Origin of the sequence: Kitasatospora sp. NPDC059327 (assembly GCF_042752535.1) — a bacterium.
Taxonomy (GTDB): Bacteria; Actinomycetota; Actinomycetes; order Streptomycetales; family Streptomycetaceae; genus Kitasatospora.
In genome coordinates this window covers 58,435-71,440 of the sequence record NZ_JBHYYB010000014.1, presented here as the reverse complement: position 1 = coordinate 71,440, position 13,006 = coordinate 58,435, and the positions used below count along the sequence as shown (strand labels likewise).

Annotated in this window: 12 protein-coding genes; 4 read left to right on the top strand and 8 right to left on the bottom strand. The window is 73.5% G+C overall.

Features of this window, described 5'->3' with window-relative positions; all coding sequences use genetic code 11:
• Positions 1-21: 21 nt before the first annotated feature.
• Positions 22-1,119: a helix-turn-helix domain-containing protein gene (locus ACFXHB_RS11620; protein WP_380573791.1), complete on the bottom strand. Its 1,098-nt coding sequence runs from the start codon at positions 1,117-1,119 to the stop codon at positions 22-24.
• A 544-nt stretch (positions 1,120-1,663) separates the two neighbouring features.
• Here ACFXHB_RS11620 and ACFXHB_RS11615 point away from each other — a divergent pair.
• Positions 1,664-2,176, top strand: coding sequence for an isochorismatase family protein (locus tag ACFXHB_RS11615; RefSeq protein ID WP_380573789.1), 513 nt, complete (start codon positions 1,664-1,666; stop codon positions 2,174-2,176).
• Positions 2,177-2,257: 81 nt separating this feature from the next.
• On the opposite strand, the gene murQ is transcribed toward ACFXHB_RS11615, so the two are convergent.
• The 3 genes from murQ to ACFXHB_RS11600 all read right to left on the bottom strand — a co-directional run bounded on the left by murQ (position 2,258) and on the right by ACFXHB_RS11600 (position 4,906).
• On the bottom strand, positions 2,258-3,343 hold the full coding sequence (gene murQ / locus ACFXHB_RS11610) for an N-acetylmuramic acid 6-phosphate etherase (protein WP_380573788.1): 1,086 nt from the start codon (positions 3,341-3,343) through the stop codon (positions 2,258-2,260).
• 80 nt (positions 3,344-3,423) lie between these two features.
• Positions 3,424-4,104: a DUF6445 family protein gene (locus tag ACFXHB_RS11605; RefSeq protein WP_380573787.1), complete on the bottom strand. Its 681-nt coding sequence runs from the start codon at positions 4,102-4,104 to the stop codon at positions 3,424-3,426.
• A 157-nt stretch (positions 4,105-4,261) separates the two neighbouring features.
• Positions 4,262-4,906, bottom strand: a complete 645-nt coding sequence (locus ACFXHB_RS11600) for a TetR/AcrR family transcriptional regulator (RefSeq protein WP_380573786.1) — start codon at positions 4,904-4,906, stop codon at positions 4,262-4,264.
• A gap of 150 nt (positions 4,907-5,056) precedes the next feature.
• On the opposite strand from ACFXHB_RS11600, the gene mca reads away from it, so the two are divergent.
• Positions 5,057-5,938, top strand: a complete 882-nt coding sequence (gene mca, locus ACFXHB_RS11595) for a mycothiol conjugate amidase Mca (protein WP_380573784.1) — start codon at positions 5,057-5,059, stop codon at positions 5,936-5,938.
• 122 nt (positions 5,939-6,060) lie between these two features.
• On the opposite strand, the gene ACFXHB_RS11590 is transcribed toward mca, so the two are convergent.
• On the bottom strand, positions 6,061-7,737 hold the full coding sequence (locus ACFXHB_RS11590; protein WP_380573783.1) for a PHB depolymerase family esterase: 1,677 nt from the start codon (positions 7,735-7,737) through the stop codon (positions 6,061-6,063).
• A 188-nt stretch (positions 7,738-7,925) separates the two neighbouring features.
• Here ACFXHB_RS11590 and ACFXHB_RS11585 point away from each other — a divergent pair, with 188 nt between their 5' ends.
• Positions 7,926-8,468 carry a PaaI family thioesterase gene (locus tag ACFXHB_RS11585; RefSeq protein WP_380573782.1) on the top strand — a complete coding sequence of 181 codons (543 nt, stop codon included), beginning with the start codon at positions 7,926-7,928 and terminating at the stop codon, positions 8,466-8,468.
• Between the two features lie 156 nt (positions 8,469-8,624).
• Here ACFXHB_RS11585 and ACFXHB_RS11580 read toward each other — a convergent pair whose 3' ends face one another.
• Both ACFXHB_RS11580 and ACFXHB_RS11575 read right to left on the bottom strand, forming a co-directional pair.
• The gene (locus tag ACFXHB_RS11580) at positions 8,625-9,626 is read right to left on the bottom strand and encodes a YdcF family protein (RefSeq protein WP_380573781.1); all 1,002 of its coding nucleotides are present in this window, start codon (positions 9,624-9,626) and stop codon (positions 8,625-8,627) included.
• A gap of 29 nt (positions 9,627-9,655) precedes the next feature.
• A complete protein-coding gene (locus tag ACFXHB_RS11575) occupies positions 9,656-11,026 on the bottom strand; it encodes an MFS transporter (protein ID WP_380573780.1) in 1,371 nt (456 codons plus the stop codon).
• Between the two features lie 75 nt (positions 11,027-11,101).
• Between ACFXHB_RS11575 and ACFXHB_RS11570 the strand changes: the two genes are divergently transcribed.
• Complete coding sequence (locus tag ACFXHB_RS11570) at positions 11,102-11,713, top strand: MarR family winged helix-turn-helix transcriptional regulator (RefSeq protein WP_380573778.1); 612 nt, start codon at positions 11,102-11,104, stop codon at positions 11,711-11,713.
• Positions 11,714-11,864: 151 nt separating this feature from the next.
• Here the strand turns inward: ACFXHB_RS11570 and pip are convergent, their stop codons facing one another.
• Positions 11,865-12,833, bottom strand: a complete 969-nt coding sequence (pip, locus tag ACFXHB_RS11565; RefSeq protein ID WP_380573776.1) for a prolyl aminopeptidase — start codon at positions 12,831-12,833, stop codon at positions 11,865-11,867.
• Positions 12,834-13,006: the final 173 nt, after the last annotated feature.

Sequence of the window (13,006 nt, the reverse complement as noted above, 5' to 3'; positions counted from 1 at the left end):
CGGGTCCCACCCGTGCGGCAATCAGCCGGCGGGGTCCACCAGGAACGTCTGTCCGGGTGCCTGTGTGCATCGCTGCTGGGCGATCTCGGCGCCGGCCGAGCTGTCGTCGGCGCCGTTGACGCCGTTGACGCCGTTGACGCCGTTGACGCCGAGGCACATGCCGTTGGAGACCACGCGGATCCGGTAGCCCTCGGCCCGGGTGCGGCCCACGGGTTCGAAGAGGAAGTGCTGGCTGGTCCGGTCCGCCGAACAGCTCTCCCAGGGCCAGGGTTCGAGCAGGCCCGCGACCACATGGCCGCTGCCGAGCGCCGTCAGGCAACCGTCCCCGTGGGTGGGGTGGCTCCACTGGATGTAGAAGGAGCCGGGGCGGCCGACCGGGAGCAGGGAGGTGTCGGGCGGCGTGGCGTCGGCGCAGTCGCGCTGGACGGCGACCTGGCTGGGGTAGCGCCCCTGGCGGTCGTGGCCGTCGGTGACACACAGCTGCGGGTTGGAGGCCGGTCGAATACGGGTGCGACCCGACGCGGGGGCGGGGCCCTCGACTGCGCTCCCGAGGGGCGGTGATCCAGGAGGCAGAGATCCAGCGGGTGGTGAGGTGAGCGGCGGTGAGGCGAGCGGCGCGGTGGCGCCGGACCCACGCGCCGGCCGGTCCCGAGCGCCCCGGTCGTCGGGCAGCAGGGCCCAGGCGGCCCCGGCCGCCAGCAAGAGGACGGCGCCTGCGGCGGCGGCGCGGACCCGTCGGCCGGCGTCGCGGCCGCGGTGGGCGGCAAGGTCCCCGGCCGGTTGTCCGGTGGAGGGGGCGGCCACCTGGTCGGACGCCACCGTGCCACCGGGCGGGGGCGGTTCGGCGGCGGCCAACCTGTCCCTGGCCGCCAACCAGTCGGCGGCCGCCTCGCCCCGTCCGCAGGCGCGCACGAAGGCGAGGACCGTCTCCGGGCGCGGCAGCGAGCCCCGGCGCAGCATGTCCGCCGTGGTGCTCCGCGCCAGCACGTCCCCGTACTGTTCGGCGTTCGCCTCCAACTGCCGGTAGGTCAGGCCGCTCCGGTCCTTGAGCCGCCGGAGGCAGTCGACGAACTCCGCGACGCTCTGCGCTTCTTGCGGCAACGGATCGTGTGTCCCCATGCCCGACCATCCTGGTCCCGCTTGCGGCGGAGAACAATTCGAGATTCTGCCAATCCATGGGTCCGGTAGGCCAGTTGGGCTCTCCGTGTGACCACCCGTCCAATGGGTGGGGTAGGTCGGCCGGCCGCTGACCTGATCGACGCGATTCGCGCCGAGGTGTACGCCCCGGTCGCCGGTAGGTAGCCGTCGGTCAAGGTGGGGCGGCGACGTCCACCCGTTGTCGGTGGCAGCCGAGCGCCGGGGCAGTCACCTGTTCTCCGCTGCGGTGCCCCAGGCGCGAGTTGGACGAGGCGTTCGGCGTGTTGCTGGCGGTGATCGGCGCGGGTCCGGGGCCCGGCCGGGAGGGGGATCGGTCGTGGTGGCGTCGCCTCCGGCGTGGGAAGAGCTGAGCGCGGACGGTCCGGGCGCCTGCGGGAGGTCGAACCGGAGAGGCCGCGCCGGGGGGGGCGGAAGCCTGCAGGGCGGCCTTGAGGCCCCCGAGGGCGGGGCCGTGCGGATCACGGGAGGCCGGCCGCCCTCCCGTGATCCGCTACCGTGAACCGCCATGCGAACCCTTGATTCCGGCCGGACCGCGCTCGTCCTGGTCGATCTGATGGACCGGATCGTCGCCCTGCCGCTGGCCCCGCGACCGGGCGTCGACGTCCTCGCGGTGTCGTTGGAACTGGCGGCGCTCTTCCAGGCGGCGGGCGCCCCGGTCGTCGCGTTGCGCGTCGAGCGTCCGAACGTCGCCGAGCAGCCGCCCGGCAGCGCGTTGATCGGGGAGGTGGCGGCGGTGGCCGATGCTGTTCTGGTGAAGCGCACCATCGGGGGGTTCCACGGCACCGGGCTGCACGAGCTGTTGCAGGCACGGGGTGTGGACACGCTCGTGTTCGGCGGTATCGCGACCAATCTGGGGGTGGAGTCGACAGCCCGGGCGGCCGCCGACCACGGCTACGAGCTGGTGTTCGTCGAGGACGCCATGACGGCGCTGACCGAGGCCGAGCACAGGTCGGCGGTCGCCCTCGACCTGCCCCGCTTCGGTGAGGTCGTCGCGCGGGGTGCCATCCGCTTCGGGTGACTCGCGCGCTCTTCCCGCGACGCGCTGCCCTATGCCGCGCCATGCTGTGCCCGCCGCCCCGGCGGTGACCGTGACCCCGGGTCAGGCCTCCGGCCGGGCTGACTCCAGGGCCTCGCGCAACCGTCCGCCCGAGGCGGCGAGCAGTCGCCCGGCGGTGGGAGCGTCCACTCCCGCGAGCACGACCAGGACGGCGTCCTTGGCCTCGCCGCGGGTGGCGGCCAGCGCGCTCCGGACGGTGTCCTCATCCGCGCCGGTGGCCAGGGCGACGATCCGGTGGGCCCGGTCGCGGAGCTTCGCGTTGCCCGCCCGCACGTCGATCATCAGGTTTCCGTAGGTCTTGCCGAGACGGACCATGACAGTCGTGGAGAGCAGGTTCAGCACGAGTTTCTGCGCGGTGCCCGCTTTGAGGCGGGTCGAGCCGGCCAGTACCTCCGGTCCGGTCTCCACCTCGATGCCCAGCTCGGCCGCCGCCACCAGGGCGGAGCCCCGGGTGCAGGCCAGACCGACGGTCAGGGCTCCCGCTGCCCGGGCCTGCCGGACCGCGGCCACCGTGTACGGCGTCCGGCCCGAGGCGGAGACGCCCACCAGGCAGTCGGCGGCGGTCGGTGCCAGCGCGTCCAGGTCGGCGAGGGCGAGGTCCGGGCGGTCCTCCGCGCCCTCGACGGCATCGACCAGGGCCGCCGACCCACCCGCGATCAGCCCCACGACCTGGCCGGGAGCGGTGTTGAAGGTCGGCGGACACTCGCTCGCGTCCAGGACCCCGAGCCGCCCCGCCGTGCCCGCCCCCGCGTAGATGAGCCGCCCTCCCCGGCTCATCCGGGCGGCGATCGCGTCGGCTGCGGCGGCGATCGGTTCCAGCTGCCCGGCCACGGCCTCGGCGACGGTGCGGTCCTCGGCGTTCATCAGACGGACGAGGTCGAGGGTCGTCAAGCGGTCGATGTCGGACCACTCGGGGCGTACGACCTCGGTGGTCGGGCCGTCGGGCGCACCACCGGTGACCCGGGAGGCGGTTGTTCCGGTCGTCGCACCGGTCCTCGTCGCGTCTGTGGTCGTCGTCGCACCGGCCGTCAGGTCGGGCTCCGTGGTGTCGGCTTCCGTCGGGTCGGGCTCCGTCGGGTCGGGCTCCGTTGCGTCGGGCTCCGCGTCCGGCGGGAGGTCGCTGTCCATGAACGCTGTCTCCCCGGGCACGGGTGTCGTCAACCCGGCGGTCGGCCGGGGCGTGGCCTGCCGGGGTGCGGCCTCCCGGGTCAGGCCATCCAGAAGAAGACGGCCGTCATCCGCCGTTCCTCCAGCGGGATGCCGTAGTAGCCGGTGGCGCTGTGGATCAGATTGGCGCGGTAGAGCAGGAGGCGGTTGTAGCGGTTGGGGACCCGGATGTCCTCGGCGAAGGCGTCGCCGGGAACGCGCCGGGTGCCGAGCGCCTCGACGAGGTTGTTGTGCGGAGCGTCGACGAGGTTGCCGCCGAGGCGTCCGCCCGGGAACTGCTGGCGGTAGAAGCTGGTGCCGGCCTCCTTGGGGGCGCCCGGGCTGAGGTAGAGGACAGCGGCGTAGCGGCACAGCGCCCGGGAGTCGGTGTGGGGGCGTGACTCCGACTCGCCGGCGCCGACCAGCTGGACGCAGTTGTGGTTGAGCGTGCCACCGCCGGGCGTGTTCTGGACCCAGAGCCTGGACGCGCCGGTGGCCTTGCGGACCAGTGACTCCACCCGGGCGAGTTCCTCCGGCTCCAGGCCGGGCATGGTGCGCAGGCCGGGCCAGGTCTCGGGCCGGTAGGGGTAACCCTCGGTCCAGCCCCCCCGGGCCAGGCAGCGTTCGCGGACCGCGTCCGGATCGGGCAGAACGTCGTCCAGCACCCAGTAGTCCCGGCCGGGGGTGGGCTTGCGATAGGGCAGGACGGGGAGGGTCGTCCGCCCGATGGGCTGTGGGGGCATGCGCCGACCATAGGGTCGGGGCCCGCCAACGTTCTGCCGTGAACAGGTCAACCTTTCGTCAAGTGCCGGGACCTGCGCGTTGTCCGCGCCGCTCCGGTGTGCGGGGCGGCGCGGAGCGGTGCGCGCGGCGGTTCCGCCGCCGGTGCGTGGTGCCGGTTCAGTCGGCCGCCCGGACGGCGTACCCGTCGAGCGCGCCGCGCAGTTGGTCGAAGGCGCCGACGGCGGACGGGCGGATGGCGTCGGATATCGTCTCGTGCTCCTCGCCGGCCAGGACGCGGCGGAAGACCTCGGTGAACAGGGCCCGGTGGATCGCGGCGAGCAGGCCGGCCGCGAGCCGGGCGGTGAGGTCCCAGGGAGAGGAGTCGGTGGCCTCCGTAAGGGCTGCCGCCAGCGCGCTCTCGCTCTGCTCGTGGATCTCGCGCAGGCGGGCGAGCAGGGCCGGGCTCTCCGAGACGGTGCGGGCGAAGGGCTGGTCGGAGAACCCGAGTGCGGGGTCGTGCCGGTCGATCGCCGCCAGGCAGGCGCGACGCAGCGCCGCCAGCGCGGACTCGCCGGACGCGCGTCCGGCGACTGCCCGGGCCTGGCCCGCGACGATCTCCTCGTGCAGGTCGAGGACCAGGTCCTCCTTGCGCGGAAAGTGGTTGGTGACGGTCATCTTGGCGACTCCGGCGGCCACCGCGACCTCGGCGATCGTCGTCCGGTCGAAGCCGCGCTCGATGAAGAGCCGCGTGGCGGCGGTCGAGATCGCCTCGCGGGTGCGGCGCTTGTTGAGCTCGCGCAGATTGGGGGTGCCCTCGGTCATGGGGTGAGCCTAGCGCAGGTTCGCTGGGTCGAGCACAATAATTAGGCTTGACCTCATCACTGGGTTCGACCTAAGTTCATGGCACGGCGGGCCACCGCCGGATCGCTTGCCCGCTCGCTCGCCGTTACGGCCCCGACCGAAGGACCGCCCATGTTCATCCAGCCCTTCGCACTGCGCCTGCTGACCGTTCACGCCCACCCGGACGACGAGTCCAGCAAGGGAGCGGCCACCCTCGCCCGCTACGCCGCCCAGGGGGTGGACGTCATGGTCGCGACCTGCACCGGTGGAGAGCGCGGCTCCGTCCTCAACCCGGCGCTCGACCGGCCCGGGGTCCGCGCCGACCTGGCCCGGATCCGGCGGGCGGAGATGGCCGCCGCGAGCGAGATCCTCGGAGTCCGGCAGCGCTTCCTCGGTTTCACCGACTCCGGGCTCCCCGGCCCCGACGAGCCGCTGCCCGAGGGCTGCTTCGCGCTCCTGCCGCCGGCCGTCGCCGCCGAGCCGCTGGTCGCGCTGATCCGCGGGTTCCGGCCCCAGGTCGTCGTCACCTACGACGAGACGGGTGGCTACCCGCACCCCGACCACGTGATGACCCATCGGGTCACCGTCGAGGCCCTGGCGGCCGCGGCCGACCGCGACCGCTTCCCGGAGGCGGGCGAGCCCTGGCAGGTGGCCAAGCTCTACTACCACCTGGCACTGTCCCGGGCCTGGTTCCGGACCATGCACGAGGCGATGACGGCGCGCGGCGTCGACTCGGCGCTGGGCGAGCTGCTCGCCGACTGGCCCGACACCCCGCCAGCCCTCGCCACCACCACACGGATCCGTTGCGCCGAGCAGTTCGCCGTCCGGGATGCGGCGCTGCTCGCGCACGCCACCCAGATACAGCCCGGCACCGGGTTCATGGCGCACCCGCGTGACATCGAGCGCGAGGTCTGGCCCACCGAGGACTACCACCTGGCCCGGAGCCTGGTGGGGACGACCCTCCCGGAGTCCGACCTGTTCGCCGGTCTGCGCCCCGGGGAGGAGCACGGATGAGCCGATTCAGCAGCAGGGGAGAGGTGGGTGACCGGTTCGGCGGTGCGGTCCCGTGCCCCGGACCGGCGCTCCGGGGAGGCCCGTTCGGGCACCGCCTCGCCGCCGGCCGGGGCACGGGCGGCTCAGCACTGTCCGTCGGCCAGGACGAAGTAGCCGGTCCCCGTCTGCTTCAGTGTGTGGGTCGTGAAGGTGTTCCAGAGTCCCATGGCCTGCCCGGAGCCGAGGGCGTAGGTGAGGCCGCCGGACTGCGTCGCACGACCCGCCTTCACCTGGTCGTAGTTGTTGTCCGTGAAGCACTGCGGCGCGCCGCCGGTGGTACTCACCGTCAGCACCGCCGATCGGGTGCCCACCACGCCGGCCCGGTCCACGGCGGCCACGGTGTAGCCGTACGCGGTTCCGGGGGTCAGTCCGGTGTCGCTGTACGAGGTGCCCGCCGGGGCGGCGATCTGCAGTCCGTCCCGGTACAGCAGGTACGAGGCGGCGCCGGTGACGGCCTGCCAGCCGAGCGTGAGGGAGTCCGGGCCAACGGCGGTCGCGGTCAGGCCGGTGGGCGCGGGCAGCGCGGGCGTGCTCGGGTCGCCGCCGTCGAGCCCCCAGAACCGCGCCGTGTAGGAGCTGGAGCAGATCGTGTCCAGGAAGTAGGCGCCGGTGGCCCCGCACTGGTCGGGGGCCGGCCCCGGGTTGACGGCGAGCCCGTGGCCCATCCCCGCGACGGAGTACAGCGCCACGGCGGGCCGGCCGCTCGCGTCGTTGTACACGGACTGGGTCGTGCCGCCCGGGAGAGTCCGGGTCTCGGCGGCGCTCTGGCCGATGCCCCACACGTTCGTCCACTGGTCCCGCAGCTCGGTGCCGTTGACCGGCTTCACGGTGGTGTCGGCGGTCCCCTGCCAGATCGCCACCCGGGGCCACGGCCCCGCGTAACCCGGGTAGGCCCGGCGGACTTTGTCCCCCCACTGGGCGGGGGTGAGCCGTTGGTCGTTGTTCTGGCACCCCGAGGCGGCGCTCTGGGTGGTGGCGCAGTGCGCGGGCAGGCCGGAGTCGATGGCTCCGCCCGCGAACACGTCCGGGTAGTCGGCCAGCAGGTCGGCCGCCATGCCGCCGCCCGCCGAGAGGCCGGTGACGAACACCCGGCGGCTGTCCGAGCCGTACAGTGCGCGGGCCTTGGTGACCATCTGGACGACCGACTCGGCCTCGCCCGTGCCCCGGCTGTCCTTGGCGGCGTCGAACCAGCTGAAGCAGGAGAGGCTGTTGTTGGCGGTGCCGGTCTGCGGGAACACCACCGCGAAGCCGTACCGGTCGGCGAACGTGGTCCAGCCGGAGTTGCGGTAGTAGTCGGTGGCGGTCTGGACGCAACCGTGCAGCGCGACCACCAGCGGCGCACCGGCGGGCAGGCTCGCGGGGGTGTAGGAGTACATCGCCAGGTTTCCGGGATTGCTACCGAACCCGGTGACTTGTTGGAAGGTCCCGCCCGTCGCGGCGGCGGCCGCGCCGCTGGTGGAGGTTTCGGAGGGTGCGCCGCCGCCGGCAGGGACCGCGAGGGCGGCGAGGCGGGAGGGGCCCGGGGAGGCGGCCGCACCGGCGGAGGCCGGTGCGGCGGTGAGGAACGCCACCGCGGCCAGCAAGGCGGCCGCGCCGCGGCGCGCGAGCCGCCCGCCCCGGTGGGGCGGTGCGCCGGCCGGCACGGCGGGGCCGACTTCGGTGGTGGGCCGGACGGCAACGGATCCGGCGGACCGGGCGGACCGGGCGGGCGAGGCTGTCACAGCAGACGGGGCGGCCAGGCGTACTGACGGAAGAGCCATGGGGGACTCCTGGGTGGGGGCGGAGTTCGGTGGGACGCCGTGCAGCGTGGCGCGTCCGGCCGCCGGGAGGTATGTGACGGTCACCCGCCCTCGGCCCACCCGTCATGGCCGGTACCGACATTGGCGCACCGGCCCCCGCAGTGCGAATCCCAGTTGAGTCGCACGCGCGGGGGAGGCAGGTTGAACCCATGACCACGTATGAATTCGAGGGAGACAAGCCCGTGCCGGACGATTCGAAGCGCAGCCGCACCCACCACTGGCAGGTCGGGCCGCCGATCTCCGACTACGCGCACCTCACCGGTGAGGAGATCCTGCGCGAGATCCTCGCGGGCCGGATCCAGGCACCGTCGATGTCGAGCACGCTGGGCTTCGAACTGGTCGAGACCGGGCTGGGAACGGCGGTCTTCGAGGGTGAGGTCGGGGATCACCTGTTCAACCCGATGAACACCGTTCACGGCGGCTACCTCGCGACCCTGCTCGACTCGGCGCTCGGCTGCGCCGTGATGAGCCGGCTGCCCGCCGGTACCGGCTACACCACCACCCAGCTGAACGTGCACATGGTGCGCCCGGTGTTCGCCGCCACGGGGAGGCTGCGGTGCGAAGGTGTCGCCCTGCACGTCGGCCGCACCCTCGCGACGGCGGAGGCGCGGGTGGTCGGAGTGGAGGACGGCAAGCTGTACGCGCACGGGAGCACCACGTGTGCGGTCCTGCCCCCGCGCCCGACGGCCTGACGCGCGGGGCCGGTTGCACGCGGGGCCCGCTACGCGCCGGACCCCTGCACACGGTGCCCGCAAGTCGCGGGGCCCGCTACTCACCGGGGCCCGTAGAGCGCCGAGCCCCGGTCCGCTTCGGCGGACGGGGCCCGGGAGGGACGGTGTCGCGGTGGCTCAGAGGGCCGCGGCGAGCACCCCGCACAGGGCGAGGAAGCCGCAGATACCGAAGTTGATCAGCTTGTGGGAGAGGAAGACGGCAGCGAATTCGCGGATCGTCGCACTCGGCCAGTAGTACGCGGCCGTGGGGGAGCCGAACACCTGGCCGGTCACGCCCGTCCTGCGGGCCGTCAGCGCGGCCCGGAAAGCGTGGAAGTTGTTGGTGACGATCACACAGCGGTAGTCGGGCTTGGCCCGTTCCATGAGCACCTTGGTGAAGAGCAGGTTCTCCTCCGTCGTGCGCGAGCGGTCCTCGCGAACGAGGTGCGCCTCGGGGAAGCCCCGCTCCAGCAGGTAGTCGGCCATCGCGTGAGACTCCGGAAGCTTCTCGTCCGGGCCCTGCCCGCCCGAGGTGATCAGCACCGGCGGGTTGCCGCGCGCGGCCTGCTTCAGGTACACGTCGCGGCCCCGGTTCAGCCGGCTGGCCAGCAACGGTGGCACCCGGTCACCACCGATCAGACCGGAGCCGAGCACTACCACGAAGTCGATGTCCCGGCGCGGCCGGTGACGGCTGTACAGGAAGGCGTAGCCCACGAAACAGACGAACAGGAAGGCGATGTAACCGACCACCAGTACGGCGGTGCCGGCGAGGACGCCCAGCCGGTAGGAGCGGGTGATCACCGCCGCGACGAGCAGGGCGATCACCGCGAGAATACCGAGCCCCGCGAGCAGGGAGAGCAGGTTGGCGGGCCGCCTGCCCTCCTTGCGCACCATGGTCAGGCCGTTGGCGATCAGGAAACCGACCAGGGCCAGCGTCCCGATCGCCGGCAGCAGGATGATGGCGACCGCCGCGACTTCGGCGACCAGCGTCGGGGCCTTGCGCAGCTCGGCGAGCAGCGCCAGAGCGAGGAAGGAGACGGCTATGCCGAGCAGGACGGCATTGCTGAACCGGCGTCGGTCGCGCAGGACCCCTATCCCGCACAGGACGAAGAAGAGGGCCGCTGGGGCATAGGCGATCATGCTCGTATCGTAGGGGCCCGATCGGGCGGCTAGGAACGGCTCTTGGGCACCGAGCTCCTCGGCTCCAGCACGGGAGGTTCCGCTGCGGCGACAGGACCGTCCGGCCGGACGGCCACCCCGTCCCCGCCGGTTCGCCCGGTCCCTCCGGTCGGCCCGGCGGGGACGGTCACCGCCCCGGGGGCGCCCGCCGCGGCGGGCGCCCCCTGCGCCGAGCTGCGCCCGATCCGGCGAACGCCCGGGACAGCCGCCGTGCCCGCGCAGGCCAGCGCCACCAGTGCGGCCGCCACCGCCAGGGGGGCGGTGCTGCCCCAGGCGTCCGCCGCGAGCGGAGCGAGGGTGTACCCGAGTGGGGCGGCCGCCAGCGAGAGCAGCCAGTCGTAGGAGGTGACGCGTGCCAGGACCTGCGCCGGGAACTCCTGCTGCACCACCGTCTGCCAGACGGGGTTGAGGAAGCCCAGACCGGCCATGGCGAGCGTGTAGGCGGCGACCGTCACCGGTGCCGGGGCGGCGACCGCGAGGGCGGCGAGGGGGAGCGCGTACAGCGCGAGGCCGAGATTGGCGATCAGTACCGGGCGGCCCGGCCTCACCTTTCCGGCGAGCAGTGATCCGGCCAGCACACCGATCGCGCCGGCCTGCGTCATGGCGATCCAGACCCCGTCGCCCCCCAGGTCCCGGGAGGCGATCAGCGGGCCGAGGGTGAGCAGGACCGCGCCCGCGCCGTTCCACGTGCCGTGCGCGACCAGGCTGGTCCAGTACCAGCTTCGGGTCCGCAGCTCGTGCCAGCCCTCGGTCAGTTCGGCGAAGAGCGGTCGCCGTTCGGCGGGGGTGTGCCGGGCGGTCACCCGGGTCAGAAGCGCGGCGCTGACCACGAAGGAGGCGCCGTTCAGCACGAAGGCCCAGCCCGCGCCGACCGTGTACACCAGGACTCCGGCCAGTGCGGGGCCGCCGAGTCGGCCCGCGTTGGCGGCGGAGGCGAGCAGCGCGTTGGCCCGCATCCGCAGTGTTCCCTCGACGGTTGCCGCGACCAGCGGAGAGGCGGTCGGGAGGGCGAACGCGGAGGCGATGCCGCCGACTGCCTCGGCCGCGGCGATCTCGGCCAGGCCGGGTTCTCCGCCGAGCAGCTGGATGCCGACGAACACCTGCGCGGCGGCCCGCACCAGATCGGTCGTCAGGGCGATCGTCCGGGGGTTGAAGCGGTCCCCGACCACGCCGCCCAGGGGAAGCAGCAGCAGTCGCGGCACCATGGCGCAGCCCAGCACCAGGGCCAGCGCGCCGGAGGAGCCGGTGGCCCTGGTGATGGCGATGGCGAGGGCGGCGGGGACGACGGCGTCGCCGAGGGTGGAGATGGTCCGGCCGAGGAAGAGCAGCCGGAAGTCGGGGAGCCTCATGGGATGGGTCACGGCGAAACTATATTTCGGTACCGAAATTTCGGCAACGAAATATATGCGCGCGCCGGTGGAGCCTAGACTCGTCGCATGGAACACCCCGAGCGACGAGCCGACGACACACGCGACGAGCCGCGGGAAGCGTCCCAGGGTGGCCACGGGCAGGTAGAGCGGCCGCGTGACTGGACCGACGGCCATGTCGAGCGCTGGCGCCCGGTGCTGCCGCACCTGGATCCGGACATCGAGGGCGCCGTCACCCGGATGACCAAGCTGGTGCGTCACCTGAGCCGGGTGCGTGAGCAGGGGGTGGCCGACTACGGCCTGCAGAAGCACGAGTTCGACACGCTCCATGTGCTGGCCGGCCGTGGCGGCCGGGCCGTGCCCTCCGATCTGCGCGACGACCTCAGCCTGGCGCCGGCCTCGGTGACCGGCCGGCTGGAGGCCCTGGAGCGGCGTGGGTTCATCGTCCGCACGCCCTCCACGGAGGACCGGCGCCGGGTCGACGTCGAACTCACCGAGGCCGGTCGCGCCGCCTGGCGGGAGGCGCTGGACGTGGTCGGCCGGGAGGAGCGCCGTCTGCTGGGCGTCCTGGCGTCCGACGAGCGCCGCCTGCTCTCCGACCTGTTGCGGCGGGTCCTCCTCGCGGCGGAGGCGCCAGGGCCGGGCGACACGCGGGCAGGCAGGCCGACCGCCCATTCGTGAGCGGTGGCGGCCGACGCCGGGTCGAATCGGAGGAGCGGTCACGGAGGTGAGGCCGTGGCGCCGTGCCACCGGTCGGCGGCCCGGGAGCCCGTGCCATCCGGTGGCACGGGACGGGCGGTGTGGGCGGGACGGGCGACGCTGACGGTCGTGCTCAGTGTCCGGCGGGTGCGGCGAACCGCTCGATGGCGGCGAACACCGCCTCGGCCATGGCCGGGCTCCCGGTGTGCCCCGATTCCCCGATGACCGTCAGCTCGGCGTCCGGCCAGGCCTTCGCCAGCTCCCAGGCGGTCCGCAGCGGCGAGCCGAGGTCCAGCCGGCCGTGGATCAGTACCCCCGGGATCCCTGCCAGCCGCCCGGCGTCACGCAGGAGTTGGCCGTCCTCCAGGAAGCCGTCGTGCGCGAAGTAGTGCGCGGTGATCCGGGTGAAGGCCATCAGCGCGTCGCCCGGGCGGTCCGAGTAGGCGTTGGGCTTGCCGAGCGATTCGTGCGCGATCACCGCGTCCTCCCAGGTCGCCCAGTCACGGGCGGCCTTGCGTCGGACGGTCTCGTCGGGGCTGTTCAGCAGCCGGCTGTACGCGGCCACCAGGTCGCCGTCCCGCTCGGCGGGCGGCAGCGCGTCGCGGAACGCCTCCCAGGGGCCGGGGAACAGCCGGCCGACGCCCCGGTAGAGCCAGTCGGTCTCCTCGGGGCGGGTCATGGTGACCCCGCAGATCACGATCTCCGAGACCCGCTCGGGGTGGGCCTGCGCGTAGGCGAGGATCAGGGTCGATCCCCAGGAGCCGCCGTACAGCAGCCACCGCTCGATGCCCAGGTGCTCGCGCAGCCGTTCCATGTCGGCGATCAGGTGGGCGGTGGTGTTGTGCTCCAGGCCGGTCGTCGGGTCGGACGCGTGCGGCAGGCTCTGCCCGCAGCCGCGCTGGTCGAACAGCACCAGGTGGTAGCGATCGGGGTCGAAATAGCGTCGGTTGCCCGGGTTGTGCCCGGAGCCGGGCCCGCCGTGGACCACGACGGCCGGCTTGCCGGCCGGGTTTCCCGAGGCCTCCCAGTGGATCCGGTGGCCGTCGCCGACCTCCAGCAGTCCTTGCGCGTACGGCTTGCCGATCGGGTACGAATCGGGCACGGCGGAAGGCCCTCCTGGGCGATCGGTGGCCGACCGCGGTGGCGGGCGGCCGGTGGCGCTGAACGGACGGGACGCCGTGAGGCTACCCGCCCGGCCCGTGGCCCGTCGATCGCCCGCCGGTCCCGACCATCCGCCGGTCCCGACCATCCGCCGGCCCGCTCGGGCACGGTCCC